Source organism: Halalkalibacterium halodurans (genome assembly GCF_004376175.1).
GTDB lineage: Bacteria > Bacillota > Bacilli > Bacillales > Bacillaceae_D > Halalkalibacterium > Halalkalibacterium halodurans.
Genome location: NZ_SNUY01000026.1, coordinates 22,085 through 47,825, shown reverse-complemented (window position 1 = coordinate 47,825; position 25,741 = coordinate 22,085). Strand labels below are relative to the sequence as shown.

The window sequence follows — 25,741 nt, the reverse complement described above, 5'->3', positions numbered from 1 at the left end:
GGTCGACTAGAGTTAAAAACTCCGTAGAAAGGAGGTGATCCAGCCGCACCTTCCGATACGGCTACCTTGTTACGACTTCACCCCAATCATCTGTCCCACCTTAGGCGGCTGGCTCCAAAAGGTTACCCCACCGACTTCGGGTGTTACAAACTCTCGTGGTGTGACGGGCGGTGTGTACAAGGCCCGGGAACGTATTCACCGCGGCATGCTGATCCGCGATTACTAGCAATTCCGGCTTCATGCAGGCGAGTTGCAGCCTGCAATCCGAACTGAGAATGGCTTTCTGGGATTGGCTTCACCTCGCGGCTTCGCAACCCTTTGTACCATCCATTGTAGCACGTGTGTAGCCCAGGTCATAAGGGGCATGATGATTTGACGTCATCCCCACCTTCCTCCGGTTTGTCACCGGCAGTCACCTTAGAGTGCCCAACTGAATGCTGGCAACTAAGGTCAAGGGTTGCGCTCGTTGCGGGACTTAACCCAACATCTCACGACACGAGCTGACGACAACCATGCACCACCTGTCACTTTGTCCCCCGAAGGGGAAAGCCCTATCTCTAGGGTGGTCAAAGGATGTCAAGACCTGGTAAGGTTCTTCGCGTTGCTTCGAATTAAACCACATGCTCCACTGCTTGTGCGGGCCCCCGTCAATTCCTTTGAGTTTCAACCTTGCGGTCGTACTCCCCAGGCGGAGTGCTTAATGTGTTAACTTCGGCACTAAGGGCGTCGAAACCCCTAACACCTAGCACTCATCGTTTACGGCGTGGACTACCAGGGTATCTAATCCTGTTTGCTCCCCACGCTTTCGCGCCTCAGCGTCAGTTACAGACCAGAGAGTCGCCTTCGCCACTGGTGTTCCTCCACATCTCTACGCATTTCACCGCTACACGTGGAATTCCACTCTCCTCTTCTGTACTCAAGTCTCCCAGTTTCCAATGACCCTCCCCGGTTGAGCCGGGGGCTTTCACATCAGACTTAAGAGACCGCCTGCGCGCGCTTTACGCCCAATAATTCCGGACAACGCTTGCCACCTACGTATTACCGCGGCTGCTGGCACGTAGTTAGCCGTGGCTTTCTCGTTAGGTACCGTCAAGGTGCCGCCCTTTCGAACGGCACTTGTTCTTCCCTAACAACAGAGTTTTACGATCCGAAAACCTTCATCACTCACGCGGCGTTGCTCCGTCAGACTTTCGTCCATTGCGGAAGATTCCCTACTGCTGCCTCCCGTAGGAGTCTGGGCCGTGTCTCAGTCCCAGTGTGGCCGATCACCCTCTCAGGTCGGCTACGCATCGTCGCCTTGGTGAGCCGTTACCCCACCAACTAGCTAATGCGCCGCGGGCCCATCTGTAAGTGATAGCCGAAACCATCTTTCAAAAAAGAACCATGCAGTTCTTTTTATTATCCGGTATTAGCACCGATTTCTCGATGTTATCCCAGTCTTACAGGCAGGTTGCCCACGTGTTACTCACCCGTTCGCCGCTAACCTCCAGGAGCAAGCTCCCTTTGGTCCGCTCGACTTGCATGTATTAGGCACGCCGCCAGCGTTCGTCCTGAGCCAGGATCAAACTCTCCATAAAAGTTTGATAAAGCTCATATTTCACAGGATGTTGTTTCCTGCGACACTTCATATAATGAAGTAAATTGACGAGATACCTTGTATCTCTTTATTTCGCTTGGCTTTTGTTCAGTTTTCAAAGAACTGTAGTCGTTTAACAGCGACTTCTCCATAATAACAAGCGTCAAATCATTTGTCAACACTTTATTTTTATGGTGGGCCTGAGTGGACTTGAACCACCGACCTCACGCTTATCAGGCGTGCGCTCTAACCAGCTGAGCTACAGGCCCATAAATGAAGGCAAAAAAATAAACCTTACATAACATTTATGGAGCGGGTGATGGGAATCGAACCCACGACATCAGCTTGGAAGGCTGAGGTTTTACCACTAAACTACACCCGCATATGATGGTCGGGAAGACAGGATTTGAACCTGCGACCCCTTGGTCCCAAACCAAGTGCTCTACCAAGCTGAGCTACTTCCCGGACAATTCTCACTCAAAACATGGCGCGCCCGAGAGGAGTCGAACCCCTAACCTTTTGATCCGTAGTCAAACGCTCTATCCAATTGAGCTACGGGCGCTTTATACTATGCGGTTGAGAGGACTCGAACCTCCACGGGGTCAACCCCCCACTAGGCCCTCAACCTAGCGCGTCTGCCATTCCGCCACAACCGCTTATTCATTTAAAAGTGCGGGTGAAGGGAGTCGAACCCCCACGTCACAAGGACACTAGATCCTAAGTCTAGCGCGTCTGCCAATTCCGCCACACCCGCATGGAATCTTTGAAAATAATGAAATAATGGCGGTCCGGACGGGACTCGAACCCGCGACCTCCTGCGTGACAGGCAGGCATTCTAACCAACTGAACTACCGGACCAATAAAATGGTGGAGGATGACGGGATCGAACCGCCGACCCCCTGCTTGTAAGGCAGGTGCTCTCCCAGCTGAGCTAATCCTCCGAATGCTCAGGGCGTCGAAGACACCCTTAAAAATGATGACCCGTACGGGATTCGAACCCGTGTTACCGCCGTGAAAGGGCGGTGTCTTAACCACTTGACCAACGGGCCATTTTGAAAATGGCGGAGAAGGAGGGATTTGAACCCTCGCGCCGCTCACACGACCTACTCCCTTAGCAGGGGAGCCCCTTCAGCCACTTGGGTACTTCTCCATTGGCTCCGCAGGTAGGACTCGAACCTACGACCGATCGGTTAACAGCCGATTGCTCTACCACTGAGCTACTGCGGAATGTTTCTTCACTTTCGACTTTTTATATTTTAAAGAAAGTCATCCATTCTGTCAATGACCTTTTTAATATTCATTTATAAACAAGTGTCTCGTTCAGCGACTTCTATAATATAGCACATGACAAATTCAAAAATCAACCCTTAATTTTTTTTAGTCTTCCATTGCATTTTCCGCAAACATAACGAGAGGTATCAACCTTACGCTTGCGTTCAAACCTTGTCCCGCAACCCGTACACACATAGAGATGGCGAGTCTTTACACTGTTCTGTGCATGAGGAATTTTGGCACAGTATCGAGGCGCATCGACTTCTTTTAATAGTAATTTAAAATCTGCATCACGATGGCGGTATCCCTTCTTTTGCAGATGCAAGTGATAATGACACAATTCATGCTTAATGATCCCGATGAGTTCGTCAAGACCAAATAGCTCAAGATGCTTCGGGTTTAGTTCAATATCATGGCCATGCAATAAATACCGCCCTCCTGTTGTACGTAGCCGAGGATTAAACCGTGCCTTGTGACGGAACTTCATTCCAAATGACTTTAAGGAAATATCCTCTACTAACTGTTGCAATTCCTGCTCCGTCATATCCTGCGCCTCCATAAAATAGTGTTAAACACTGACAAACTGTATCACATATAATGTTTCATACGATCATACCGTTAGGGGAGATGGCAAAATGCCCAACTGGCTCATCAACCAATTGCGAACTGCATTTGCTCATAAAAATCGCTACAAAGTCAAATTGTTGAACCAATGTTGGTTTTATTACCAAAAAAAAGAATATCCGAAGCAAACTTCACGAAACATATGATTTACACCCTCGTTGAAATCTCTTCTATCATAATCAAAGAAGAAAGGCGAAATACACGCCTTTCCTTCTTTACAGGTTTTGGTCCTCTGGTCTAAGCATCGTTAATGCAATTCGACCTTTTTTTATATCCACATCTTCAACCCAAACTGTTACAATTTCACCAACTGTGACTACTTCTAACGGATGCTTTATATAGCGGTTCGCCAATTTTGAAATATGGACAAGACCGTCTTGTTTAACCCCGATGTCAACAAATACACCAAAATCGACAACGTTCCGTACGGTCCCTTGCAACTCCATCCCTGGCAAAAGATCTTCTAATTGAAGAACATCTTGCTTTAGTAAAGGCTTTGCCACTTCATCACGCGGATCTCTCGTCGGCCGAATGAGTGCATCAATCATGTCCTTAAGTGTCGGCACACCAACGTCTAATGTGGCTGCCATCGCCGATACATCTAATGCTTGAAGCTTTTTCTTTAAATCTTCTGTTCCAACATCAGCAGCGGTAGCACCTACTTCAGACAGAAGCTTACCTGTTACCTTATAGGATTCTGGATGAATGGCTGTCGCATCTAATAAATTATCTCCATCCATAATACGGAGGAAACCAATGCATTGCTCATATGTTTTTGCACCTAATCTCGGAATATCCTTTAACTGTGCCCGTGCTGTAAAACGACCAGCTTCCTCTCGCTTTTTAACAATGTTTTTCGCAACCGTCTTTGATAAGCCCGCCACATATTGAAGTAAAGAAGGGGAAGCTGTATTCACATTCACCCCCACTTGGTTAACCACCGTTTCGACGACAAATGTTAGCGACTCATTTAACCTTTTTTGTGATACATCGTGTTGATACTGACCCACTCCAACGGATTTCGGATCAATTTTAACTAATTCCGCCAATGGATCTTGAAGTCGTCTCGCAATCGAAACTGCACTCCGTTCCTCTACTTGCAGATCTGGAAATTCTTCACGTCCGATTTCAGATGCTGAATAAACACTAGCCCCCGCTTCATTTACGATTAAATAGTAGATCGTTTGCGGTAGATCCTTGATTAAATCCGCAATAAACTGCTCTGACTCACGAGAGGCTGTCCCATTTCCAATCGCAATCATTTCTACACCATAATCAGCGATCAACTTTTTCACGATTTTTTTTGCCGCTTCTACTTCATTTCTTGGCGGCGTCGGGTAAATGACTTGGATATCAAGAACCTTCCCCGTCTCATCAACGATCGCTAGCTTACAACCCGTACGGTACGCAGGGTCCAACCCAAGCACGACTTTTCCTTTAATTGGCGGCTGCAAAAGAAGACTGCGCAAGTTTTCAGCAAAAATATGAATGGCTTGCTCTTCTGCTTTTTCTGTCAGCTCATGACGAATTTCCCGTTCAATCGAAGGTACAATCAAACGTTTGTATCCATCTTCAATCGCCGCTTTTACGTAAGGAACAGCAGGAGAACCAAACCGACGTATGAACGTTTTTTCACTCATTTCGATGATTCGATCAACAGGAAAACGAATAGTTACTCGCAATACATCTTCTTTCTCACCTCGGTTGAGCGCTAACGTACGGTGAGGAACGAGCGTGCGGACAGGCTCTTCGTAGTCATAATACATTTCATAGACGCCTTTTTCATCCAACTCTTCTTTTTTAACTTTTGCTATGACCGATCCTTCTTTAAAGCCGAGCGATCGAATGCGCTTCCGCAAATCTGCATCGTCAGCGATCCATTCAGCTATAATATCTTGTGCCCCTTGAAGGACGTCTTCTACTTTCGTTAACTCGTGCTCGACAGAAAGATACACTTCTGCCTCCTGCAAAGGATCACCATCTCGCGGTAAGGAAAAGAGCCATTCCGCCAAAGGCTCTAACCCTTTCTCCTTGGCTACTGTCGCACGTGTCCGCCGTTTTTGTTTATATGGGCGGTAAAGATCTTCAACCTCTTGCAGCTTTTGTGCTTGTTCAACTGCTTTCTTCCATTCATCGGTTAACTTCCCTTGCTCCTCCACTAGACGAATAACTTCTTCCTTTCGCTCATGGAGCTGATTTGCATAGGTCCATTTTTCCGATACTTCTCGGATTTTGACTTCATCCATCCCACCTGTCAATTCTTTACGGTAGCGAGCTATAAACGGGACTGTATTTCCCTCATGTAATAATTGAATGACTTGCTTTATGTAATTTGGCTTTAATGATAACTCTTTGGCAAGTGTTTTGATCGTATGTTCTTCAAATCCCAGTGATACACTCATATAAACATCTCTCCATCTCACATAACATTGGCTTCATCATAGCACAGTCATCCATTAAGGTAAAAGACCGTCAGGCGATGACAGCACCAAAGTTTTCAATTGCTCAAAAGCGAAAAAACCTACTCCGATCGAGCAGGCTTACTCAGTTTACCGACTAAAATCGTTAAGTCATCCGTAGATCCTTTCTCTTCCAGCATTTCGATAAACAGGTCTGGAGTCACAGTTGAATCTAACACAGAGTATAGCAAGAATTTTTCATCCTTCACTCCGTCTGAATGAAGGATAAACACGCTCCCCTCCTCGTACGGAAACACCTTTTCCTCTACAGTTAAGTCTTTTTTTCCTGATAAATAGCCTTGCACAGGAAGGGGCCTCACCCTCTTACCGCTCGGGGCACATAAATGGAAGCAGACATTTCCAATGTTCGTATACTTAATATGCTGCTGAAGGTAGTCAATTTTTAGAATGGTAAGAACAGCCCCCCTTTTACTAAAAAGAGATTCATTGCAGCGCTCCATAATAGTTGGAAGGTTCTCTGCTGCATGTTCTTTAATGGTCTGTACAGCCGCTAACGCTGATTCTGAAGCCCCTTGTCCACTGCCAAGACCATCAACGACGGCACAGAGTGTATATTCATCCTGATTTACGACGACATGTGCATCACCGCAGCAGTCATTTCCTTTTTTCGTTCTTTGCCAAACAACGATCGTCGCACGCTCATGATTATACGTTTCAACCATTTATATGCACTCCGACAGTTCAACCCGAATGGAGTCGCGTAGTTTTTTTAAGGCGCGTCGCTGCAATCGAGAAACATGCATTTGTGAAATCCCCAAACGGTGCCCTGTCTCCTTTTGACTCAAATGCTCAAAGTACGTGCAAAGCAAAATTTGCTTCTCCCGCTCATCTAACACTTGAAACGCTTTTTCCAGCAACATTTGCTGATCCGCTTTTTCATAGCCCCCATCTTCTTGACCGACTAAATCTAAAAGGGTCACCTCACCGCCCTCTGGATCCGCTTCAAGGGAACGATCTACAGATAGGGCTTGATAGCTTTTCCCCATCTCCATTGTTTCAAGCACTTCTTCTTCAGATACTCCTAGAAAGTCTGCAATTTCTTCAACTCTTGGAGAACGTTGAAGTTCCGATGCAAGCTCATCTGCTGCTTTTTTGATTTTTGGCCCTAGCTCTTTTATGCGACGCGGAACATGGACGCTCCATGTTTTGTCGCGAATGAATCGTTTAATTTCACCAATGATCGTCGGGACTGCAAAGGATTCAAAACTTCGTCCGTACTTTGGATCATATCGTTCAAAAGCCGCAAGTAACCCAACCATCCCCACTTGAACCAAATCATCGTCATGGGCACGACTGCGGGAAAATTTTCTTGCAAGGGAATGGACAAGCGGTTCATAATGCTTTACAAGCTTAGTTTGGACCTCCTCGTCAGCCCCTTGCTGATAAGATTCAATCCAATCGTATACATCATCGTTGTTCCGTTTGTGTTGCAGAGATTCCTTCGACACGATTGTCCACCTCATCTCTTTGAAGGAACTTGGTCATAGCTAAGACCACCCCTGAGTCCTCTTTCATTTCTACTTTATCCATAAGCGTGTTAATGAGGAAAAGCCCGAGTCCTCCTTCCTTTAAATCCTGAATTGGTTTTGAACCATCAATTGGGCCTAACGATTCGCGAAAAGCATCCATATCGAAACTTTGTCCTTGGTCGGTCACAATGACCTCCATTCGATCCTCGTATAAATGAAAGGACAACCCCATGGTCCCACCTTCGTCATATGCATGGTCAACAACATTTGTACAAGCTTCCGCTACAGCGATTTTAATATCTTCAATATCGTCATACGTATAGCCTAAGCGATTCGCAATGCCAGATACAGTTAAACGAACAACACCAACAAACTCCGATTTCGCTGGTACTGTCATCTCAATCGTTTCAGGCTGATGAACCCTCATCTCGCTTCCTCCCTTTCATGATCGTCAATTTCAATTACTTCATCGAGCCCTGTAATATCAAACAGACGCCGAACACGCGGTGTTACCCCTGTTAATTTTAAGAAGCTCCCGTGTTGGTGAGCTGACTTCAATGCCCCAATAAATATTCCTAATCCCGTACTGTCAATGTAATGAACATCGGCTAAATGGACAACCACTTGGCGCCCCTTGATTTCTGTAAGGGGCAACAGCTTCTCTCGTAATTCTTGAGCCGTATATGCATCAATCTCACCTTCCACATTGAGCAAAACGGTGTCTTGATCTTTTTCAAGGTGAATGTCTAAGTTCATTTGATTACCTCCCACATGGTTCCGGTCATTGTAAAGCAATGTTTTTACTCCATACCACGTTTACGATTAGCTTAAACCTTTCTCCTGACAATCATAAGTGTAAAATCATCACGGAGGTTGTACCCTTGAATTTGAGCAAGCTCTTGATATACTTTTTCTACCATATCCTGCGCGGGTAATTGTTTATACTTTCTCAAATAAGACACCACTTCATCTCGCTCAATAAACTCATCTCCCACACGGCATTCGGTGACACCATCGGATAAAAAGACGATAAAGTCGTCGAGGTTCACATCACGCTTATATTCATGAAATACCGCTTTGCGGGATACGCCTAACACGAGCCCCTTCGCCTTTAAATCCTCGAACGTATCTGTGGCAGCACGGTAGTAGAAGCCCGGCTCGTGCCCTGCACTAGAATAGTGGAATTGATGAGCTCTCGCGTCGTAATAGCCGTACATCATTGTAATAAACATACTATCTCCAATATTCTGCTCTACAACTTTGTTCAAATTCTCAAGCAAAGCAGCTGGCTGTAGGCGTTGCTCAGGCAAGCTATCCATTCCGTACTTAATCATTGACATGCAGAGGGCTGCTGGAACCCCTTTGCCGATAATATCAGCAATGGCAAAGCCAATACAATCGTTCTCATATTGAATGTAATGATAGAAATCGCCGCTCATTTTTTCCGCCGGGACACTGATGATTCCTATATCTAATGATGGAACATTTAGTTTCTCTTTGGGTAATAATGTTTGCTGCATATTAGCCGCCACGTCAATTTCAGACTCCAGCTCCTGCTGCCTGTCACGTAAGCTTTGATGCTCACGATAGGCGAGACCATAGCCAACCATGACTTCTAGCAAAAACTCAAATGAATCTTGGACGTCTTTAGATAAGGAAGGAAACAAGTCACTAAGCACTGTTCGATGAAGACTGACCAACTCCTCTGGTGACACTTTTTGCTCTAACAATTGTTTGCTCAGTTGTTCCGCTTGATAAAGCCCTTGTTCTGATTTGTTTTGCAAGTATCGTGTTAAAATGGTTCGATATTGTTCGTTTAACAGATCTTTTGTATGCTTCAAAAGCGGACCCTCCCTTATAAACGAAGCCACTTAATAGCAGTTATCACAGTACCTTGCCCTTTAGTTGATTCAATGTAAAACTCATCCATAAGCCGTTTAACCCCTGGCAATCCAGCACCTAATCCGCCTGATGTTGTAAAGCCGTCCTCCATGACTTGCTTTATATCTTCAATTCCTGGTCCTTTATCCTCAGAAATGATTTTTATCCCTTTGGTCATCCCATGCTTTCCTAGTCGTTCGACTTCCTCTAAGACAATTTGGCCACGCTCGGCGTATAAATAAATATTTCTTGCTAATTCTGAGATCGCCGTCGTAATTCTTGCTTGATCTACATTTCCAAAGCCAACTTGCTTTGCTAGGGCCCGTCCTTCTTGCCTTGCTGCAACTATCCCCCATTCATTCCTAATTTCGACACTACAGGAATGGGCTTTCATTGTGTTATCCCTCCAATTCCTGCTGCAATTTCTCTAGACCTTGATCAAGGTCTAGTGCCGTCGGAACATTTTCTAGCTTAATGCCCATGTCGATCAGCGTAATTGCAACAGCTGGTTGAATGCCCGTAAGGACAACCTTCGCCCCCATCAGGTTTGCCATATTCACAACATCCCCTAAAACTTTGGCAATAAATGAATCAATTGTTTCAACAGATGTTAAGTCAATCACGACCCCTTCTGAGCCTTCTTGATGGATTTTCGTTAAAAGATCTTCCTGAAAACGCAACGCCATTTGGTCATCTAATTCCACCTGTATGCTGATGAGTAGATACTGTTTGAGCTTCAAAATAGGAATTCTCATGTTTAACCTCCACGTTACTTATCCACCATTTTCTTTCCCAGTTGTTCAAGTGCTGCTTCGATGCCTTTCTGCAATGTACTTTTTGTAGGGAACTGTTGTAAGTTAATCCCTAAATTCACAATCGTTTGGGCGATCTCAGGGCGTATACCAACAAGAATACACTGAGCACCAACGAGGCGAACGGCCTCAGCTGCTTGAATAATATGATGAGCCACCATCGTATCAACCACAGGAACACCGGTAATATCAATGAGAACCACTTGAGATCTATGTTTAATCACACCATCTAATAGGTTTTCCATAATAAGCTTCGCTCGCTGTGTATCAATCGTTCCGATGAGAGGCATTACGGTAACCCCTTCAAATACAGGCATAAGCGGAGCGGATAATTCTAATAACGACAGCTTTTGCATTTCAATTGTATCTTCCCATGAACCTGTATAATCGTGGACAAGTTCATTCACCATTCTGTCGACCCATTCCTCTACTTCATAGAAATACTTCAACACTTGCTGTAAATCCTTCTCCTCTGCTAAAACGGCAAGTACTGTGCGGCGAAATGCCTGCAAGCCTTTCGTGAAATAAATGAGCGGCCAACCGCCTTGAATCAGCCGTTCTGTAAAGGGAGCCAACCGTTCGCCGGCTTCCTGTTGAGACGTTTGGATCGCAGCAAAAGTGTGCTCCATGAATTCCTGGCTTGTCCGCAGAAAAAGGTCATCTGATATTTTATCGAGATAGATTTCACTGCGAATTTCGTGTAATTCACTCTCCCATTGTTTCACTAGCTCATCTTTCTTCTCATTAACAAATGACACAATAAAGGATTCCATTGACCTTCCCCCATTTTTCATTGTTACTGTTATTATTTCATGACACCTTCATACTTGCCAAGCTCACACATCTACTCTCATGTAAATAAGAGCGTTATTTGAAAAGTTCTCACAAAAACACAAAAAGCCTATACACCATTGTGCTAGACTTTTTAAGTTATTTCATATTTTTTGTTTCAACTTAGAAGTCGATTAGACCTAAACTAATAAGCAGGGCATCATTTACCTTCGACATCATATCATCGTCAAGATGGGTAATCTTGTCCGTCAGCCTCTGTTTATCAATTGTTCGAATTTGCTCAAGCAAAATAACGGAATCGCGATCGAAACCATAGCGCTTCGCATTAATTTCTACATGAGTCGGCAACTTCGCCTTTTGGATTTGTGCGGTGATTGCAGCCACAATGACAGTGGGACTGAACCGATTTCCAATATCATTTTGTATGACGAGAACCGGCCGAACTCCGCCTTGTTCAGAACCAACGACAGGAGACAAGTCGGCAAAGTACACGTCGCCTCGCTTTACAATCAAATTCTACACCCCACTTACTAAGCGATCTAGGGTGTGCTCAGCTTCCTCCTCAGCCAAAAAAGCTTCAGACGCAATATTAAGATTAATTTTCGCCATCTCTAAGTAGCCCTGCTGCATTTTTTCACGAATTTGACGTTTTTTTCGTTCACGTAAATACATTTTTGTGGCTTGAGAGAAAAACTCACTCCGATTAACCTTCTCTTGTTTAATAACGCCGTCCACTTCATTTAGCAAATGTTGTGGTAAATTCACGACAATTCGTTTTGTGCTTGATTCTGACACAAAGGACACCCCCAACATCACCTTCAACCTAGTCATTCAATCATTCTAACTTATCATAGCATTTGCGACAACCGATTGCAAAGAGCCTTTTCAACTAAACAGGCTATATTTTTCGGCAAAACTCCCTATTATTCTCATGGGGATAGTCGACAAACAAATGATTGACGGAGAGCTGATACACCCTATATCCGACTCACAAAAGGTTATTTTTAACAGATATTATTTGTCCATCTCGAAAATATATACGCGGTACCCGCCACGAAATCACGCAAGGAATTTCATAGTTAATGGTGTTCAGCCGTTTTGCTACTTCGTCCATCGTAATTTGCTTCCCATCACTTTCCCCGATTAACGTTACTGTATCGCCAATTGAATGTTTTTTCGGTAAACGAATCATGCATTGATCCATACAAATCAGACCAACAAAAGGAGCCCGCTTTCCATCGATCAAAACATGCCCTCCAGCATTGGAGTGATGGCGAATCCAACCATCTGCGTACCCGATCGGCAGAGTACCAATCCATTCAGCACCCTCTGTCACATAAGTAGCTCCATAGCTAATGCCTTCTCCTTTCGGTAGTTTTTTCACGTTGGAGAGGCGGGATTTTAATGAAAAAGCCTGCTTTAATGGGAATGGAAGCTCATCTGTTATTTCAGGGGATGGGGTGAGCCCGTACATGGCGATGCCAAAGCGGAACATATTAAAATTTTTCTCAGGAAACCTAAGGCCTGCTGCACTATTGCCGCAATGAACGTACCGAATGGGCAACTGCCATTCACGAATGTACTCAAGCCACTGATTAAATCGTTGACATTGCTTCTTAAAATACGTTAAATCCTTCTCATCAGCTGTGGCAAAATGGGTAAAAACTCCTTCTAATTCAAAGCATTCGTGGGATGAGATAAAATCCATACATGAGCGAATATCCTCTTCTCGCCGTAATCCAATTCGTCCCATTCCAGTATCTAGCTTTAAATGAATGGCTAGCTTGTCTCTAGTGTGCAAGCGAGAGATCGCTTGTTCCAGCCAGTCCAATTGATAAACGGTTAACGTAATACGATGTTTGATGGCTAGCTGAACATGCTCAGCGTCCACTAGACCCATGACCAGAATGGGGGCATCGATTCCTGCTTTTCGCAATGCGAGGGCTTCATCTAAAAAAGCGACAGACAAATAAGACGCCCCTGCGCGTAAAGCAGCTTGACTGACTTCTACAGCACCATGACCATAACCGTTTGCTTTTACGACAGCCATCAAATTCATTTCCCTGTCTTTATAAAGACGAAGAGCGTTCGTTACATTTTGTTCAATCGCATCTAAGTCAACTTCTACCCAAGTGTCTCGATAAAAATGTTCCACGTCTCGTGCTCACCATCCTACACTACATCTTATCCCTAGATTATCAAACTCTTCCCTCCCATTGTCAATTCTCATTATGACCTTTAGAAAAAACCTTACTCATCGCTAAACCTCTTCACGGAGCGCTCGTTTTCCTTATTATTTTCATCCATTGTCGTAGGTAAACCTTCTTAAATGTGCAAGTGAAAACAAGCCCAGTCTATCCAGTGACTGAGCTTGCCCTCCTATTATTTTTCTTGGGTTCCATAGACTGAACGAGCAATCGCCATCATCTCTTCTTGATCCATATCTGGGGCTGCTAAGAAGAAATCGACACCGTTATAAGACCACATAATGGAATCCTCAGACATCACACCAACTGTGAAGCCAAGATCCACTGGTTCACCGTCTGCATGCATTGGCGTTGATGCCGGAACAATGCGGCTTTGCTCTTGGATAATGGTATAGGACTGTTCTCCACCATATTGGAGCACAACCCGCTTTCCGTCTTCTGTCTCAATTTCCTTCGAACCGATATACTCTGACCCTTGAGGCTCATACATCGGGTAATGGACAACAAACGGTTCGGACGGTTCGGCCATTGTTGGTTCATCGATTTGCGCCCCCGTCATATTGCGCTCCATTTCAAAGTCTCCCTCATTAAAGCTAGCCTCGAGTTCAAAATCTCTAAAATCAACTTGAACGAGTAATTCTAAATCCGCATTCATAATTTTAACTTGAACTGGTGTTAAATCTCTCTTATTCAAAGTAATCTCTTGAGCATGTAAGTTTTTGTTTTGATAATTGGTCTTTGTTTCGAAGACGTAATGATCCTCCGTAGACGTAAATGTGCGCTCCCCATCAATTAAAATGTCTTGGATAAGCGACTCATACAAATAGACTTGACTGCTATTCGTCGGCCAATCGCTTTGAAAACGGAAGCTTTTGTTTAACGATGGTGTCAACACAAACACACCGTCGTCATTACGAAGAATAATTTGACTTTGGTCTTTGTTTTCATTTTCTAACGCTACGCGGTAGTAGTTCTTTTCTTGATGCCATACTTCCACATCATACGTTTGTGGGTCCTTTCCTGTTTGCAAGGTCATCGTTGCATGGGTTTTATACCCGGACATGTCTGCTAGCCGCTTCTCCAAATCCGTAACCACTTCATCTTGTGACTTCTCCCCGCATCCTGTTAGCAAAACTGCAAACATAAGGCCGAGGATCATAAACCAAGATACTTTTCTCAAATCATTTCACCCCTTCGTCTCATTTGAACGATTAGAAAACAACTCCACCCATTGGTCCGTTGTTTTCCTTTCAGCTACCGAGAAAAATAAAAATAAGGTGCACAATGAGGCACATTTCTTCTCTAGGTTAGCTGCTCACCCTAATCGCACTACATCTATATGAGACAAACTGGGGCAATATGCAGACTAGCTTGACAAGCGTTCCAAAATTACTTGAGCAATCGCATAAGATTGGCTATGGGAAATGGACACATGAATGGTCGCATCAAGATTCACACTTAAGACTGGCTTCCCACGCTCATCAGAAAGAACCTCCACATCATGCCAGCCATACTCAGCGGAAATTCCTGTCCCTACAGCTTTCACAAATGCTTCCTTGGCCGCAAACCGCCCGGCAATATATTCGAGCCTTCTCCTTCTTGAAAGGCGAGCAAAGACTTCCTGTTCATTTTCAGTCAAAATCTTTTTTACGAACCTCGGATGCTTCTCAACCATACTCTGGATTCGTTCTAACTCAACGATATCGATGCCTGTTCCGATAATCATAGATCGCCCTCTTTTCTTCATAGTTACAACACCTAGGTAATATTATTAGTTGAATCCAAGCGACTCGCAACCATGTTTTGTTATACTATAAAGTGAAACTTCATTCTGCATCTCCACAGTTGCCTATTCCCACACACTTCGGGGCACACAAACGTTGCAACAGAACATGGCACACGCAGTTTTTGTTCGAACCGAATCACTCCATTAAAAGGAGGAACACGATGTTTATTCGCAACGAATCGTTTTACACATTCAGACGAAGTTACCCAATTATTACTGCCCTTGTCTTCATTCATATTGCTCTGTTTGTATGGATACACCTTTTACCTGGTGGCGCTTGGGTTTACGCAACAGGCGTTGGCTTTAATTTAGCTGTCAGCCAAGGTGAATATTGGCGACTCATTACTCCTGTTTTTCTTCATGTCTCGATCGGCCATCTCGTATTTAACTCGTTTGCCCTCGTCATTTTTGGGCCAGCCTTAGAGCGAATGCTAGGGAAAGGAAAGTTTTTGTTTGTCTATCTCCTTTCGGGGTTCATCGCTAACGTAGCAACCTATTATCTTGGTGGTCTTGCTTATCCGTATCATCTAGGGGCATCAGGAGCCATTTTCGGCTTGTTTGGTATCTTCGTATACATGGTTATTTATCGCAAGGACTTAATAGACCCAGCTAATACCCAATTGGTCATCACCATCATTATCATCGGCTTAGTCATGACCTTTTTGAGCTCAAACATTAATGTATTCGCCCATTTGTTTGGCATGATTGGCGGTGCAGCATTAGCCCCTATTGTACTTGCAAAAGCAAGACCCTTTTATGCGTTTGCTGTTGCTGCTGATGATCGGCAGGTTCGTTTTGATCCGAACCGTTGGAAAAAGCGACGCTTCACGAGAGGGATCGGAAAGAAAATTCTCTGGGTCGGACTCGGTTTACTAATTGCCATCGGGATCTTAAGCCGATTATTTTAAATAATTGTCAGCAGAACAAAAACGAAAAGAGCTCCCAATAAAGGGTAGCTCTTTTTCAAATTACTGAGACAATCCACTCACGAAAGTATCAACATTGTGCTTCATCATATCGATATAAGTTTCCGCACCTGATCCTTCTAAACCGACAGCATCGGTATACACTTCACCAGCAATATCTACACCAGAATCATTGGATACTGTCGTCATGAAGCTTTTGTTTACCGTTGTTTCCACAAACACGGCTGGAAGGTCAAGTTCCTTTACAATGTCTACAACCCGCGAAATTTGACCAGGCGTCCCTTCTTCATGAGAATTCAGTTCCCAAATTCCTACTGTATCAAAGCCGTACGCTTCTCCAAAATAGCGATAGGCATTTTCGCTGATCACAATTGTGCGTTGTTCCTCTGGAATGGTCGTTACTTGATCATGAATCCAGTCCTCTAATTCCTGCAAATCTTGTAAATAAGCCTCGGCATTCGCCACGTAAATCTCAGCTCCGTCTGGATCCCTTTCGACTAAATCATCTCGAATCACTTCTACGTATTTCATAACATTTTTAACATCTAACCAAGCATGTGGATCCAGTCCGTCCGATTCTTCAAGTGGCAAAGCATCTATCGTTGGACTCACTTCTACGACATCCACATCTGATGTGTTTTCCACAAGTCGCTGTAACCATTCCTCTAAACCGAGGCCGTTGACATAAAATACGTCAGCATCAGAAACGGCTTGAAAATCACTTGGGACTGGTTCATACTCGTGGGGCTCCTCTCCAATTGGAACAATGTATGTGACGGAAGACCGTTCCCCCGCAATATTCTCAAGGACATCTCCCAAAATAGAAAAGCTTGTGACAATCTTTAAGCCTTCCCCATCCTCACTAGTACCCGTATCTTCTGCTCCGCATCCAGCAACGATTAGCGCAATGACCATCATGACAAAACTAAAACAAACCTTTTTCATCTTCATCCCCCTTCAATTTCACTAATAGCCAAAAAGTTTCCCCAAGGCAAAACAAGCTACAAAAAAATAGATTGTCTCAGGACAAACTTTTTTGTTCCTTTTAATTATTTTTACCTCACGCAACTTATTGTTTCATATTTTTCTCCATAAGTCTAGTGAAAATTAGTTTTTCTTTTTTATTTTAGTAGATAAAATTTCCAAATCATTAAGTTCTCTTTGTTCAGCAAACATGAAAAACACTACTAAAAAAATTATTAGTAGTGCTTTTCCACATCACCTAGAATCTTCTATTTGAATTGACAGCTGTTTCGTTTCGGACAGTAGGCATCACATTGCCCAATCACTTTGTAGATCGAACACCAAGAACGTTTGGCATAACAGATTGGAATGTCTTGCTCGGACGCTCGTTTTTTTAATACTGACGTTAAATTGTGGTTTATGTAATCCGTCAGGACTAAAATTAAATCCACATGGCTAGGAATTTCCTTTTTAACGGCCTTTACCTTTCTTCCTGTCACATGCATAATTTCACTAAAGCCGATTTCATTCAGTTTTTTCGGAATCGTTCCTAAGTGATCCGCACCAACAATCATAATCGAGGACATCCGCCTTCACACTCCTTTACTTGAAAATGATTCTCAATATGTTAGTTCTCATTTTAATTGATAATGATTATCAGTGTCAACAGTTTCCCTGAATAAATTTTTTGAATAAATCATGAACTCGCATATACATTCTTATGTTTTTCTTACTCTACGAACCGAACTCTTTTATACGCTAACAATTCAGCAAAACGCAAAAGCGTCGCCTATATACATAGCCACTGGCGAAGCACTGGAGAGAAAGGGTTCACGGATGATCGACGCCCTCGCTAGACAGCTCTCTATACTTCCTTATTGGAGAACTCGTCTTAGCACCAAGTTCTCACGTCAGAGTCTCCCCTTATGATAATTCCATTTCTTTTAAGGTACAAAAAAAACGCTAAGGGAAAAGCCTTAGCGTTAATAACAATTAATATTTCTTCAATAAATAACGAAGTGGCAACGCCGAAACAAGAACGATGAGTAAAGCAGCAGGTGCCGCCGTGTAATACGTCGCTTCACTCGTTTCAACCCAAATTCGAACCGCAAGTGTATCAAAGCCTGGTGGTCTCAATAGCAATGTTGCTGGCAATTCTTTTATCGAACTAACGAATACGAGTGCTCCTCCTGCTAATACCCCCGGCAAAATCGATGGAATAATGACGGTGAACATTACCTTCCAAGGCGGTTGGCCTAGACTGCGCGCCGCTTCATCAATGCGCGGTGAAATAAGGCTGAGAGAAGCATCCGTCGATTGCATAGCTTGAGGTAAAAATCTCACAACAAAAGCAATCGCAATTAAATAAAACGTATTATACAGTACAGGAATGTATTGATTAAATAAATAGATAATTCCGAGGGCTACGATTACCCCTGGAAGTGCATATCCTGCATAGCTTAACTTTTCGATAAAATGAGATACTTTTGATGGGTAACGTGATCGTAAGTATACAACTGGTAAAGCAAGCAGCATACAAAACAAAGCAGCTAATCCAGATACTTTTAAGCTGTTCCACGCATACCCCCAAAATTTTGCATCGAGAACCCCGCCTCCAACACCGATAACGGTCCAATAGACAAGGACGATCACTGGAAGCAAAACGGATATAGTGAACACGCCGGCGACAAAAAAGAATGCAGGCCATTTCCATTTGCCGAGAGATAATATCTCTGGCTCATGATAGCTGTTCGTTGTTTGATAGTATTTTTGCTTTTTTCGAGTACGTGCTTCGAGCCACAAAATGATGAGCGTGAGTAAAATCAAGACGACACTTAAAACCGTCGCAGAGACATTATCGTAACTTCCCATCTGATAATAGATTGCAGCTGTAAAGGTCGTATAGCGCATCATTGCGATCGCACCGAAGTCTGAGAGCACATAAAGAGCAACTAAGATCGCTCCTGCACCAATCGCTGGGCGAAGAAACGGAAGATTAACCCTCCAAAATACTTGTCCTGTCGTCATTCCTTGCGCACGAGCCACTTCTTCAAAATTTCGATTCATTTTACGAAGCGATGCACCTGCAATCAAATAGACATACGGATACGTGAACATTGTTAAGACAAAAAATATGCCTGCAAATGTGTACACATCGATAGGATAATCACCAAATCGTTGCTGTAGCCACTCTTCTTGCTTCCAGTAACGCCATAGCCAACCTCTAGGGCCGAAAATAATGATGTAAGTGACCGCTCCAACGTACGGAGGGATCACTAGTGGCAATGCTAGAAGCCACTGCCACATTTTTCGACCAGGAAGGCTTGTCCGATTCACGAGCCATGCTAGCGATACTCCAATCGCTACCGCAAACAATGTCACCATGACCGTTAAGGACAATGTATTCCAAAGCAATTGGGGAATTCTCGTATCTAACAGTCGGAGCCAGCGATCAGCACCTGCAAATAACGATTCCCACACGACATAAACAATCGGAATAGCCATTAACAATCCAGTCACAGCCGCAAAGCTTAGTAAAACAGCTCCTGGTGGGGAGCCATTCCAGAGTTTAAGCCAATATGTATTAAATAAACGGCGAGAGGTTGGTGAGCGATGCTCACCAACCTGGCGATGTCCAACCTTCTTTTTTTGATTATGTGGATCAACATTCATGATGTGACATCTCCTACTCACCTATAGAAACGCTTTATAGATCAAGGTCAAGACCAGCTTCTTCAATTAGTTCACGCGTATCTTCCCACACTTCGCCTAGTTTGCTTAACGGCATGTCATGTGTTTTGTAGTCACTAATCGTAGCTGCTCCTTCTGGCGCTTCAATTTCAGGATTAATTGGTACTTCTAACGACTCAAAAGAGAATTCACGTTGATTTTCAGGAAGAAGAATCCACTCAAGGAAAGCTTGTGCATTTTCTCCGTTAGGTGCATCTTTAATTAAACCAACACCTGCTGCGTTAACGACCGCACCCATTTCATCGTCTCCTTGATCAGGATAAATAACGCCTACATTGTTGTCTGTTGGCTCACGCAATTGCTGATGGTAATAATAATTGTTTACAAGACCAAATTTGAACTCGCCAGCACCAACGGCACGGCGAATGTCTCCGTGACCCTCAAGAATTGCGCCTGCATTATCCTTCACTTGAGAGATCCATTCTTTCGTCTCTTCATCACCCAACTCTTGACGAAGTGCAGAAACATGTCCAATCATACCACCGTTACCTCCACGGGTAATCGCGAAGTCGCCTTCCCATTTCGGATCCGTTAATTCTTCAATTGTTTTTGGCATTTCTTCTTCTGATATTAGATCTTTATTATACATTAAAACACGTGTACGTGCGGACAATGCAATCCAAGAATTATCTTCGGCACGATATTTCTCATCGATGGACTCAACGCCTTCTGGATCAGATCCTTCTAACAATCCTTCCAAACGAAGATGCTCAAGAGCACCGATGTCATTGGAAATAAAAATATCCGCTTGAACGTTGCCTGCTTCCCCTTTAATACGGTTCACTGCGTTGTCTCCTGCATGAAGGGGTTGTACGGTAATCCCTGTATCTTGCTCAAATTTTTCTAAAAGAGCATTAACGAAATCTTCGTTACGAGAAGAATAGACAACAAGCTCACCAGTGCCTTCAGCCACTTGCTCCTCTTGCTCTTCCTCCTCAGCACCTTCTGTTGTTTCTTCGGTCTCCTCTGCTGCTAGTTCTTCATTTCCTTCTTCTTCAGTTGCTCCGCATGCAGCAAGTGCGAATAAGGCAACTGCCATTAAAGCAAAAAACAATAGACGAAAACGCTTTGCCATAATCTGGAATAGCCCCCTTGTGATCTTTGTAAAATGTTAACAATAATAAGAAAATAGTTAACACTTTAAGTATATTGAGAATGATAATCGTTGTCAACCAGGTATTTTCTGGGTTGTTTTGTTTTTGAGCATATAATAAAGTGAAACAATATTCAGCGGGATTTTTTCATCCCCTTTTGAATGATCGCTAAGTCTCCTACACGATGTGGACACATAGACGTTGTCATAGTTGCCTTGTAGTGCGAGTCCTAGCTCCAGTTATACGGGGCAAAAATATGCCTTCCAACAGCAAGTTAAAGACTCCAACCGTATGGGAACAGTTGGAGTGTGCTGTCTCCCGTTTATTCCACGAGTGCTACGAGCTCTGGGGTTATATCAAACGAGACAACGATCCCTGGCTGAACATCTTGATCAATTGGCGCATAAAGGATCATCGGTTCAGTCGTCCCTGCTCCGAGGTTGACCACGACTTCCTGATATTCACCGCTATACGTTACCCGCTCCACTTTTCCAGTAAATCGCCCTTCTTCAGCCAACTTACAGCCTTCTGGTCGAATGGAAACCTTCACATTTTCAAGCATTACTTCTGATTGAGCAGGTAATGATACACGGCCGATATGCGTATCGACATGCCGCATGTCTTCACATAACCGTCCTGAAAGAAGGTTCGTTTTTCCTACAAATTGAGCCACAAAGCAATTTTTCGGACAGCGATACATCTCTCTTGGTGTGGCAATTTGCTGGATGACACCTTCATTCATGACAACCACCCGGTCAGCTACAGCAAAGGCATCCTTTTGATCATGTGTGACAATAATCGCCGTTGCATTGGCTTTTCGTAAGATAGTCGTCACTTCAAAACGCATTTTCTCACGAAGACCAGCGTCTAGGTTACTAAATGGTTCATCCATAAGGACAACGTGAGGCTTCGGTGCCAAAGCTCTCGCCAAGGCTACACGTTGCTGCTGACCGCCAGAAAGTTCATGTGGGTAGCGTGCCGCATAGTCAGCAAGCCCGACTAGCTCAAGCACTTCCTTCGCCCGCTCTCGTTTTGCACGTGTCCCCCATTTTGATAACCCAAACATGACATTTTTTGCAATTGTCAAATGAGGAAACAGGGCATAATCCTGAAAGACCATACCAATGCCACGTTTTTCTGGTGGCACAGTAAATTGATTTTCATATACAACCTCACCACCGATCTTAATCGAGCCACTCGTCGGTTGCTCAAAACCAGCAATCATACGTAAGGTTGTCGTTTTTCCGCAGCCACTTGGACCAAGCAGAGCGATAATTTCGCCTTTTTCAATTGTTAAATGAACCGAATCAACAGCCGGTTTTAAAGTGTGAGGAAATGTTTTTGTTAAGTCGCGAAGCTGGATAAAGCTCATGGGGAACCTCCAAAACTCGATCTATCCCTCAAAAATGAGAATGATTTTCATTATGATTGATTATAGCATAGGCTCATGTACATCAGCAACGGAATCCTTATATTTAACCAAATTTTCAAACTTTACTCATCATATTAAAAGAGTAGTTTTCGGTTTTGTCGGGTAATAATGAAGAAGAGATTTACTTCTTCTTTCTTTTTTTGTACAGTTATAGACGCACAGAAACTTGTAGGCAGGTGAGGCGACATGGTGGCAAACATGACAGAAGATCAGCTTCTCGTTCTCATGATTAAATATCTTAAGGATTCTAAACGCGGTGCCCTGCAGCAAATGCTTGATGAGTTGCATCCTTACGACGTTGCACAGCTTTATCGCAGTTTACCGGATAAGCATCATCACAAGTTTTTAACCTTTTTAACACCTGATCAAATTGCCGATTTAATTCAAGAGCTTGATTCAGATATGCAAATCGAGATTTTGCACAGACTCGGGATTGAACGATCATCAAAGGTTATGAACCTTATGGACAACGATGACCTTGCTGACTTGTTGAATGAACTATCCGTTGAACGCATTCAAGAATTTCTCGATGCGATGAAAGACGATGAATCGGAAAAAGTTCAGTCACTTATGGGGTATGATCCAGAAACAGCTGGCGGCCTAATGACAAACCAATTCATTTGGATCAAAGAGGACTATACCGTTCGTCAGGCCGTAGACAAATTAAAAGATTACGCGAGCTTCAGCGAAAACATTTATTATTTGTATGTCATCAATGAGGAAAAGAAATTAGTTGGTGTTGTTTCGTACCGTGACTTATTAATTGCTCATATTGATGATAAAATTAAAGACATTATGTTTAACAGGGTCGTCTCTGTACCGGTTGATATGGACCAGGAAGAAGTCGCTCGAACGATTGAACGCTATGATTTTATTGCGATCCCTGTCGTTGATCAACAGAACACACTTCTCGGAATTATTACGGTGGACGATGTAATCGATGTTGTCATCCGTGAAGCGAACGAAGACATTGAAAAGCTATCTGCTTCTGGTAAAGATATTGACTTCCAGACGAAAGCGTTGACGGCTTCAGCACGCCGGCTTCCTTGGCTCGTACTCCTGTTGTTCATCGGGCTCGTATCAGGTAGCATCATTAGCAACTTTGAAGAAACACTTGAACAAGTCGTCGCTCTGATCTTCTTCATGCCGATGATTGCCGGAATGACGGGGAACACTGGAACACAATCACTTGCAGTTGTCGTTCGCGGGATTGTTACGCAAAACCTGGATCGAAAAACCATCATCCATCTCGTTTTCCGTGAGCTTCGAGTCGGTATCTTAATCGGTCTTACTTGTGGTGTTTTGATTTTTGTTATTGGAACGATTTGGATTAACATTACGTTAGGGTTTGTCGTTGGAGTCTCTTTGCTCCTTACGTTAATTACAGGGACATTGGCAGGAACGATCATCCCTCTATTTCTATATCGGATGGGAGTTGACCCTGCTGTCGCTTCCGGTCCATTAATTACTACCCTTAATGATATCTTTTCATTGATGATTTATTTCGGTATCGCAACCGCCTTCCTTACTCAGCTCCAAGGTCTATAAGATAAAAAACACTGACGAGTCCCCCCTTCGTCAGTGTTTTCTCTTATCGTGTCAAAATAAAATGACCGATGATCCAATAACCAAATCCATACATAAGGACAATGACCGTTATTAAAATAAACAGCGCCTTATTTGACAATCTCACGATACCACCTGCTTAGCGTAAAAAGTTTTTTCCAACAAGTAGTATACTATAAGGCGCGCCCACTTACGAACCTAACCTCGTTCATGATGGCTGTATGCCCGCTCATAAAGATGCTCGATCTCAGCATCTGTCATGACCATTAGCTTCTCCGTTGAAAAATCTTTCCTCTGTGTCAAAAACTCAATCATGTTCTCACGTTCTTGTCGACTCATCATCATGTTCCTTCCTCCTTTTATTATGTGTGTTATAACATAGTATTTATTTTTAAGTTATTATATAACAGAGTTCTGAAAATGGTCAATCTTTTTTGCGAAAATTTAATCAATTAATAAAGTTTAATTGCCTTTACCTACACTCCCCTGCTATTTATCTCGACTGAAAACATGTGGTAAACTAACGTTAGATGAGGTGAAGAAAATGGATTACAATACAATGTGTCCAAAATACGAAGCCGCGATCGATTTATTAGGAAAGAAATGGACAGGGCTTATCATACGAGTGCTTTTAGCTGGTCCAAAACGCTTTAAAGACATTAAAGCGCAAATTCCTGGTATGAGTGATCGTATTTTAACCGAACGGATGAAAGAGCTTGAACAGCTTGAAGTTGTCATTCGTCACGTTTATCCAGAAAAGCCCGTGCGGATCGAGTATGAACTTACGGAAAAGGGGAAGGATTTAACACCTGTGATTGAAGCGATTCAGCAGTGGGGAGAAAAATGGGCATAACCATGAATCCTCACGTTTCTCATTCCTTTCATTGGGCAAACTAAAACGAGACGAAAGGAAGAGGTGACATCATGGTAGATAAAGATCACATCACAATTCGTGATGAACAAGGTAATGAGCATGAATATGAAGTAGAAGCTGTTTTTGAAATGGGAGGACAGCATTACACAATGATTTCTTCTGGTCAGGAGATGGAAATCATGCGAATTGAAGAGCACAATGGCTCCCAGTCGCTTGTGAATGCAACAGAAGACGAAATTGAACAGCTCGTTGCCGCATATGAAATCGCAATAAACGCTGACGAAAACTTCCCAGAACAATAAAGTAGGAGCCAGGTCAAAACGACGGCCTGGCTTGTTTTATTCATTTAATACAGGAGGGAATCGATGAAAAACCTTCATGGAAAACGTGCTATTGTTACAGGGGTTAGTCGTTTAAGTGGGATCGGAGCAGCCATTTGCCGTGAATTTGCCAAACGAGGCGCTGATGTGTTTTTCACTTATTATTTTCACTATGATCAGACCTTAGGCGTAAAGGGAGAAAACGATGAGCCAATGCGTTTGGCGAAGGAACTTGAGTCACATGGAGTTGCCGTAGCACACCTGGAGCTGGATCTATCAGAAGATAATGCATACGTACAAATCTTTAACGCATTTGAACAGCGGTTTGGGACAACAGCCGATATTTTGGTGAACAACGCTTGCGTTTCCGTTAATGATTCCTATGAAACGATTACAAGTGAGAATCTTGATGCCCATTACGTTATCAATGTGCGGGCTACGACATTATTAACCTCTGAATTCGCGAAGCGCTTTTCAAAGGGGCATGGCGGACGAATCATCCAACTAACGACAGGGTGGTCTCAAGGGCCGATGGCAAATGAGCTTTCTTATGCTATCACGAAGTCAACCGTGGAAGCTTTAACGTATACGTTGAAAACCGGGCTGGCAAAAAAAGGGATCACAATCAATGCTGTAAATCCAGGCCCCACCAATTCTGGTTGGATGTCAGATCAGTTGAAACAAGAATTGCTTCCTCGCTTTCCATTCGGTCGTCTCGGTGAGCCAAAGGACGCAGCTAACCTTATTGCCTTCCTTGCAAGCGATGATGCCGAATGGATTACAGGGCAAGTGATTCATTCTGAAGGCGGCTTCCAAAATACCTTGTGAGCGAACTACGAGTCTTTGAATAAAAGGCTCGTTTTTCATTTCACTTTAGAAAATTTACATTTAACCGATAGTATAGATAGGTCTCATT

Annotated in this window: 27 protein-coding genes, 11 tRNA genes and 1 rRNA gene; 6 read left to right on the top strand and 33 right to left on the bottom strand. The window is 43.5% G+C overall.

Features of this window, described 5'->3' with window-relative positions:
• Window positions 1-27: 27 nt before the first annotated feature.
• The 13 genes from E2L07_RS10325 to E2L07_RS10265 form a co-directional block, all read right to left on the bottom strand.
• A 16S ribosomal RNA gene (locus tag E2L07_RS10325) occupies window positions 28-1,577 on the bottom strand.
• Window positions 1,578-1,768: 191 nt separating this feature from the next.
• Window positions 1,769-1,845: transfer RNA gene (locus E2L07_RS10320), tRNA-Ile, on the bottom strand.
• Window positions 1,846-1,884: 39 nt separating this feature from the next.
• A tRNA-Gly gene (locus E2L07_RS10315) sits at window positions 1,885-1,958 on the bottom strand.
• A 6-nt stretch (window positions 1,959-1,964) separates the two neighbouring features.
• Window positions 1,965-2,041, bottom strand: a tRNA-Pro gene (locus E2L07_RS10310).
• A 20-nt stretch (window positions 2,042-2,061) separates the two neighbouring features.
• Window positions 2,062-2,138: transfer RNA gene (locus tag E2L07_RS10305), tRNA-Arg, on the bottom strand.
• 9 nt (window positions 2,139-2,147) lie between these two features.
• Window positions 2,148-2,232: transfer RNA gene (locus E2L07_RS10300), tRNA-Leu, on the bottom strand.
• 15 nt (window positions 2,233-2,247) lie between these two features.
• A tRNA-Leu gene (locus E2L07_RS10295) sits at window positions 2,248-2,330 on the bottom strand.
• Between the two features lie 27 nt (window positions 2,331-2,357).
• A tRNA-Asp gene (locus E2L07_RS10290) sits at window positions 2,358-2,434 on the bottom strand.
• Window positions 2,435-2,441: 7 nt separating this feature from the next.
• Window positions 2,442-2,517 (bottom strand) — tRNA-Val (locus E2L07_RS10285).
• 36 nt (window positions 2,518-2,553) lie between these two features.
• Window positions 2,554-2,625, bottom strand: a tRNA-Glu gene (locus E2L07_RS10280).
• Window positions 2,626-2,635: 10 nt separating this feature from the next.
• Window positions 2,636-2,726, bottom strand: a tRNA-Ser gene (locus E2L07_RS10275).
• Between the two features lie 2 nt (window positions 2,727-2,728).
• Window positions 2,729-2,803: transfer RNA gene (locus tag E2L07_RS10270), tRNA-Asn, on the bottom strand.
• A gap of 133 nt (window positions 2,804-2,936) precedes the next feature.
• Complete coding sequence (locus E2L07_RS10265) at window positions 2,937-3,392, bottom strand: SprT family protein (protein WP_134229523.1); 456 nt, start codon at window positions 3,390-3,392, stop codon at window positions 2,937-2,939.
• 91 nt (window positions 3,393-3,483) lie between these two features.
• On the opposite strand from E2L07_RS10265, the gene cmpA reads away from it, so the two are divergent.
• Window positions 3,484-3,618: a cortex morphogenetic protein CmpA gene (cmpA, locus tag E2L07_RS10260; protein ID WP_134229522.1), complete on the top strand. Its 135-nt coding sequence runs from the start codon at window positions 3,484-3,486 to the stop codon at window positions 3,616-3,618.
• A 69-nt stretch (window positions 3,619-3,687) separates the two neighbouring features.
• Here cmpA and E2L07_RS10255 read toward each other — a convergent pair whose 3' ends face one another.
• The 14 genes from E2L07_RS10255 to acpS form a co-directional block, all read right to left on the bottom strand.
• A complete protein-coding gene (locus E2L07_RS10255) occupies window positions 3,688-5,874 on the bottom strand; it encodes a Tex family protein (RefSeq protein WP_134229521.1) in 2,187 nt (728 codons plus the stop codon).
• 119 nt (window positions 5,875-5,993) lie between these two features.
• A complete protein-coding gene (locus tag E2L07_RS10250) occupies window positions 5,994-6,614 on the bottom strand; it encodes a PP2C family serine/threonine-protein phosphatase (RefSeq protein ID WP_053432228.1) in 621 nt (206 codons plus the stop codon).
• Window positions 6,615-7,400: an RNA polymerase sigma factor SigB gene (sigB, locus tag E2L07_RS10245; RefSeq protein WP_083445651.1), complete on the bottom strand. Its 786-nt coding sequence runs from the start codon at window positions 7,398-7,400 to the stop codon at window positions 6,615-6,617.
• The gene (gene rsbW, locus E2L07_RS10240; protein ID WP_053432226.1) at window positions 7,360-7,848 is read right to left on the bottom strand and encodes an anti-sigma B factor RsbW; all 489 of its coding nucleotides are present in this window, start codon (window positions 7,846-7,848) and stop codon (window positions 7,360-7,362) included. Before rsbW ends, sigB begins: the two co-directional genes overlap by 41 nt.
• Window positions 7,845-8,177: an STAS domain-containing protein gene (locus E2L07_RS10235; RefSeq protein WP_053432225.1), complete on the bottom strand. Its 333-nt coding sequence runs from the start codon at window positions 8,175-8,177 to the stop codon at window positions 7,845-7,847. The genes rsbW and E2L07_RS10235 overlap by 4 nt, the downstream gene beginning before the upstream one ends.
• Window positions 8,178-8,248: 71 nt before the next feature.
• Complete coding sequence (locus tag E2L07_RS10230; RefSeq protein ID WP_010896704.1) at window positions 8,249-9,262, bottom strand: PP2C family protein-serine/threonine phosphatase; 1,014 nt, start codon at window positions 9,260-9,262, stop codon at window positions 8,249-8,251.
• 14 nt (window positions 9,263-9,276) lie between these two features.
• Window positions 9,277-9,696: an anti-sigma regulatory factor gene (locus E2L07_RS10225; protein ID WP_053432224.1), complete on the bottom strand. Its 420-nt coding sequence runs from the start codon at window positions 9,694-9,696 to the stop codon at window positions 9,277-9,279.
• Window positions 9,697-9,700: 4 nt separating this feature from the next.
• Complete coding sequence (locus E2L07_RS10220) at window positions 9,701-10,057, bottom strand: STAS domain-containing protein (RefSeq protein ID WP_053432223.1); 357 nt, start codon at window positions 10,055-10,057, stop codon at window positions 9,701-9,703.
• 14 nt (window positions 10,058-10,071) lie between these two features.
• On the bottom strand, window positions 10,072-10,887 hold the full coding sequence (locus E2L07_RS10215) for an RsbT co-antagonist protein RsbRA (protein ID WP_053432222.1): 816 nt from the start codon (window positions 10,885-10,887) through the stop codon (window positions 10,072-10,074).
• A 181-nt stretch (window positions 10,888-11,068) separates the two neighbouring features.
• Entirely contained in the window at window positions 11,069-11,419 is a 351-nt protein-coding gene (locus E2L07_RS10210; RefSeq protein ID WP_010896700.1) for a type II toxin-antitoxin system PemK/MazF family toxin, read from the bottom strand.
• 3 nt (window positions 11,420-11,422) lie between these two features.
• On the bottom strand, window positions 11,423-11,719 hold the full coding sequence (locus E2L07_RS10205; protein ID WP_041820192.1) for a CopG family ribbon-helix-helix protein: 297 nt from the start codon (window positions 11,717-11,719) through the stop codon (window positions 11,423-11,425).
• Between the two features lie 175 nt (window positions 11,720-11,894).
• Complete coding sequence (alr, locus tag E2L07_RS10200; protein WP_134229520.1) at window positions 11,895-13,061, bottom strand: alanine racemase; 1,167 nt, start codon at window positions 13,059-13,061, stop codon at window positions 11,895-11,897.
• Between the two features lie 227 nt (window positions 13,062-13,288).
• Window positions 13,289-14,293, bottom strand: coding sequence for a LolA family protein (locus E2L07_RS10195; RefSeq protein WP_134229519.1), 1,005 nt, complete (start codon window positions 14,291-14,293; stop codon window positions 13,289-13,291).
• A 186-nt stretch (window positions 14,294-14,479) separates the two neighbouring features.
• Window positions 14,480-14,839, bottom strand: coding sequence for a holo-ACP synthase (acpS, locus tag E2L07_RS10190; RefSeq protein WP_134229518.1), 360 nt, complete (start codon window positions 14,837-14,839; stop codon window positions 14,480-14,482).
• A 221-nt stretch (window positions 14,840-15,060) separates the two neighbouring features.
• Here acpS and E2L07_RS10185 point away from each other — a divergent pair, with 221 nt between their 5' ends.
• Window positions 15,061-15,807: a rhomboid family intramembrane serine protease gene (locus tag E2L07_RS10185; RefSeq protein WP_134229517.1), complete on the top strand. Its 747-nt coding sequence runs from the start codon at window positions 15,061-15,063 to the stop codon at window positions 15,805-15,807.
• Window positions 15,808-15,867: 60 nt separating this feature from the next.
• On the opposite strand, the gene E2L07_RS10180 is transcribed toward E2L07_RS10185, so the two are convergent.
• The 5 genes from E2L07_RS10180 to E2L07_RS10160 form a co-directional block, all read right to left on the bottom strand.
• A complete protein-coding gene (locus tag E2L07_RS10180) occupies window positions 15,868-16,770 on the bottom strand; it encodes a metal ABC transporter substrate-binding protein (protein ID WP_053432218.1) in 903 nt (300 codons plus the stop codon).
• A gap of 287 nt (window positions 16,771-17,057) precedes the next feature.
• Window positions 17,058-17,375 carry a DUF2325 domain-containing protein gene (locus E2L07_RS10175; protein ID WP_010896693.1) on the bottom strand — a complete coding sequence of 106 codons (318 nt, stop codon included), beginning with the start codon at window positions 17,373-17,375 and terminating at the stop codon, window positions 17,058-17,060.
• A gap of 406 nt (window positions 17,376-17,781) precedes the next feature.
• Window positions 17,782-19,461 carry an ABC transporter permease gene (locus E2L07_RS10170; protein WP_134229516.1) on the bottom strand — a complete coding sequence of 560 codons (1,680 nt, stop codon included), beginning with the start codon at window positions 19,459-19,461 and terminating at the stop codon, window positions 17,782-17,784.
• Window positions 19,462-19,495: 34 nt separating this feature from the next.
• Window positions 19,496-20,614 carry an extracellular solute-binding protein gene (locus E2L07_RS10165; RefSeq protein ID WP_134229515.1) on the bottom strand — a complete coding sequence of 373 codons (1,119 nt, stop codon included), beginning with the start codon at window positions 20,612-20,614 and terminating at the stop codon, window positions 19,496-19,498.
• A gap of 341 nt (window positions 20,615-20,955) precedes the next feature.
• Entirely contained in the window at window positions 20,956-22,005 is a 1,050-nt protein-coding gene (locus E2L07_RS10160; protein ID WP_134229514.1) for an ABC transporter ATP-binding protein, read from the bottom strand.
• A gap of 246 nt (window positions 22,006-22,251) precedes the next feature.
• Here E2L07_RS10160 and mgtE point away from each other — a divergent pair, with 246 nt between their 5' ends.
• Window positions 22,252-23,613, top strand: a complete 1,362-nt coding sequence (gene mgtE / locus E2L07_RS10155; RefSeq protein WP_041820189.1) for a magnesium transporter — start codon at window positions 22,252-22,254, stop codon at window positions 23,611-23,613.
• Window positions 23,614-23,829: 216 nt separating this feature from the next.
• On the opposite strand, the gene E2L07_RS10150 is transcribed toward mgtE, so the two are convergent.
• Window positions 23,830-23,976: a BH0509 family protein gene (locus E2L07_RS10150; protein ID WP_010896687.1), complete on the bottom strand. Its 147-nt coding sequence runs from the start codon at window positions 23,974-23,976 to the stop codon at window positions 23,830-23,832.
• Window positions 23,977-24,175: 199 nt separating this feature from the next.
• Here E2L07_RS10150 and E2L07_RS10145 point away from each other — a divergent pair, with 199 nt between their 5' ends.
• The 3 genes from E2L07_RS10145 to E2L07_RS10135 all read left to right on the top strand — a co-directional run bounded on the left by E2L07_RS10145 (window position 24,176) and on the right by E2L07_RS10135 (window position 25,653).
• Window positions 24,176-24,484, top strand: coding sequence for a winged helix-turn-helix transcriptional regulator (locus tag E2L07_RS10145; RefSeq protein WP_010896686.1), 309 nt, complete (start codon window positions 24,176-24,178; stop codon window positions 24,482-24,484).
• A gap of 71 nt (window positions 24,485-24,555) precedes the next feature.
• Complete coding sequence (locus tag E2L07_RS10140; RefSeq protein ID WP_010896685.1) at window positions 24,556-24,807, top strand: DUF1292 domain-containing protein; 252 nt, start codon at window positions 24,556-24,558, stop codon at window positions 24,805-24,807.
• 63 nt (window positions 24,808-24,870) lie between these two features.
• The gene (locus E2L07_RS10135) at window positions 24,871-25,653 is read left to right on the top strand and encodes an SDR family oxidoreductase (protein WP_134229513.1); all 783 of its coding nucleotides are present in this window, start codon (window positions 24,871-24,873) and stop codon (window positions 25,651-25,653) included.
• Window positions 25,654-25,741 lie beyond the last annotated feature (88 nt).

Coding starts and splice junctions, on each gene's coding strand:
- E2L07_RS10235 (WP_053432225.1), bottom strand. CDS start 8,177: ATGAACTTAGACATTCACCTTGAAAAAGATCAAGACACCGTTTTGCTC.
- E2L07_RS10215 (WP_053432222.1), bottom strand. CDS start 10,887: ATGGAATCCTTTATTGTGTCATTTGTTAATGAGAAGAAAGATGAGCTA.
- E2L07_RS10170 (WP_134229516.1), bottom strand. CDS start 19,461: ATGAATGTTGATCCACATAATCAAAAAAAGAAGGTTGGACATCGCCAG.
- cmpA (WP_134229522.1), top strand. CDS start 3,484: ATGCCCAACTGGCTCATCAACCAATTGCGAACTGCATTTGCTCATAAA.
- E2L07_RS10185 (WP_134229517.1), top strand. CDS start 15,061: ATGTTTATTCGCAACGAATCGTTTTACACATTCAGACGAAGTTACCCA.
- E2L07_RS10135 (WP_134229513.1), top strand. CDS start 24,871: ATGAAAAACCTTCATGGAAAACGTGCTATTGTTACAGGGGTTAGTCGT.
- E2L07_RS10145 (WP_010896686.1), top strand. CDS start 24,176: ATGGATTACAATACAATGTGTCCAAAATACGAAGCCGCGATCGATTTA.
- E2L07_RS10165 (WP_134229515.1), bottom strand. CDS start 20,614: ATGGCAAAGCGTTTTCGTCTATTGTTTTTTGCTTTAATGGCAGTTGCC.
- E2L07_RS10255 (WP_134229521.1), bottom strand. CDS start 5,874: ATGAGTGTATCACTGGGATTTGAAGAACATACGATCAAAACACTTGCC.
- rsbW (WP_053432226.1), bottom strand. CDS start 7,848: ATGAGGGTTCATCAGCCTGAAACGATTGAGATGACAGTACCAGCGAAA.
- mgtE (WP_041820189.1), top strand. CDS start 22,252: ATGGTGGCAAACATGACAGAAGATCAGCTTCTCGTTCTCATGATTAAA.
- E2L07_RS10225 (WP_053432224.1), bottom strand. CDS start 9,696: ATGAAAGCCCATTCCTGTAGTGTCGAAATTAGGAATGAATGGGGGATA.
- acpS (WP_134229518.1), bottom strand. CDS start 14,839: ATGATTATCGGAACAGGCATCGATATCGTTGAGTTAGAACGAATCCAG.
- E2L07_RS10160 (WP_134229514.1), bottom strand. CDS start 22,005: ATGAGCTTTATCCAGCTTCGCGACTTAACAAAAACATTTCCTCACACT.
- E2L07_RS10150 (WP_010896687.1), bottom strand. CDS start 23,976: ATGATGATGAGTCGACAAGAACGTGAGAACATGATTGAGTTTTTGACA.
- E2L07_RS10205 (WP_041820192.1), bottom strand. CDS start 11,719: ATGTTGGGGGTGTCCTTTGTGTCAGAATCAAGCACAAAACGAATTGTC.
- E2L07_RS10175 (WP_010896693.1), bottom strand. CDS start 17,375: ATGTCCTCGATTATGATTGTTGGTGCGGATCACTTAGGAACGATTCCG.
- E2L07_RS10180 (WP_053432218.1), bottom strand. CDS start 16,770: ATGAAAAAGGTTTGTTTTAGTTTTGTCATGATGGTCATTGCGCTAATC.
- E2L07_RS10220 (WP_053432223.1), bottom strand. CDS start 10,057: ATGAGAATTCCTATTTTGAAGCTCAAACAGTATCTACTCATCAGCATA.
- E2L07_RS10140 (WP_010896685.1), top strand. CDS start 24,556: ATGGTAGATAAAGATCACATCACAATTCGTGATGAACAAGGTAATGAG.
- E2L07_RS10265 (WP_134229523.1), bottom strand. CDS start 3,392: ATGACGGAGCAGGAATTGCAACAGTTAGTAGAGGATATTTCCTTAAAG.
- E2L07_RS10250 (WP_053432228.1), bottom strand. CDS start 6,614: ATGGTTGAAACGTATAATCATGAGCGTGCGACGATCGTTGTTTGGCAA.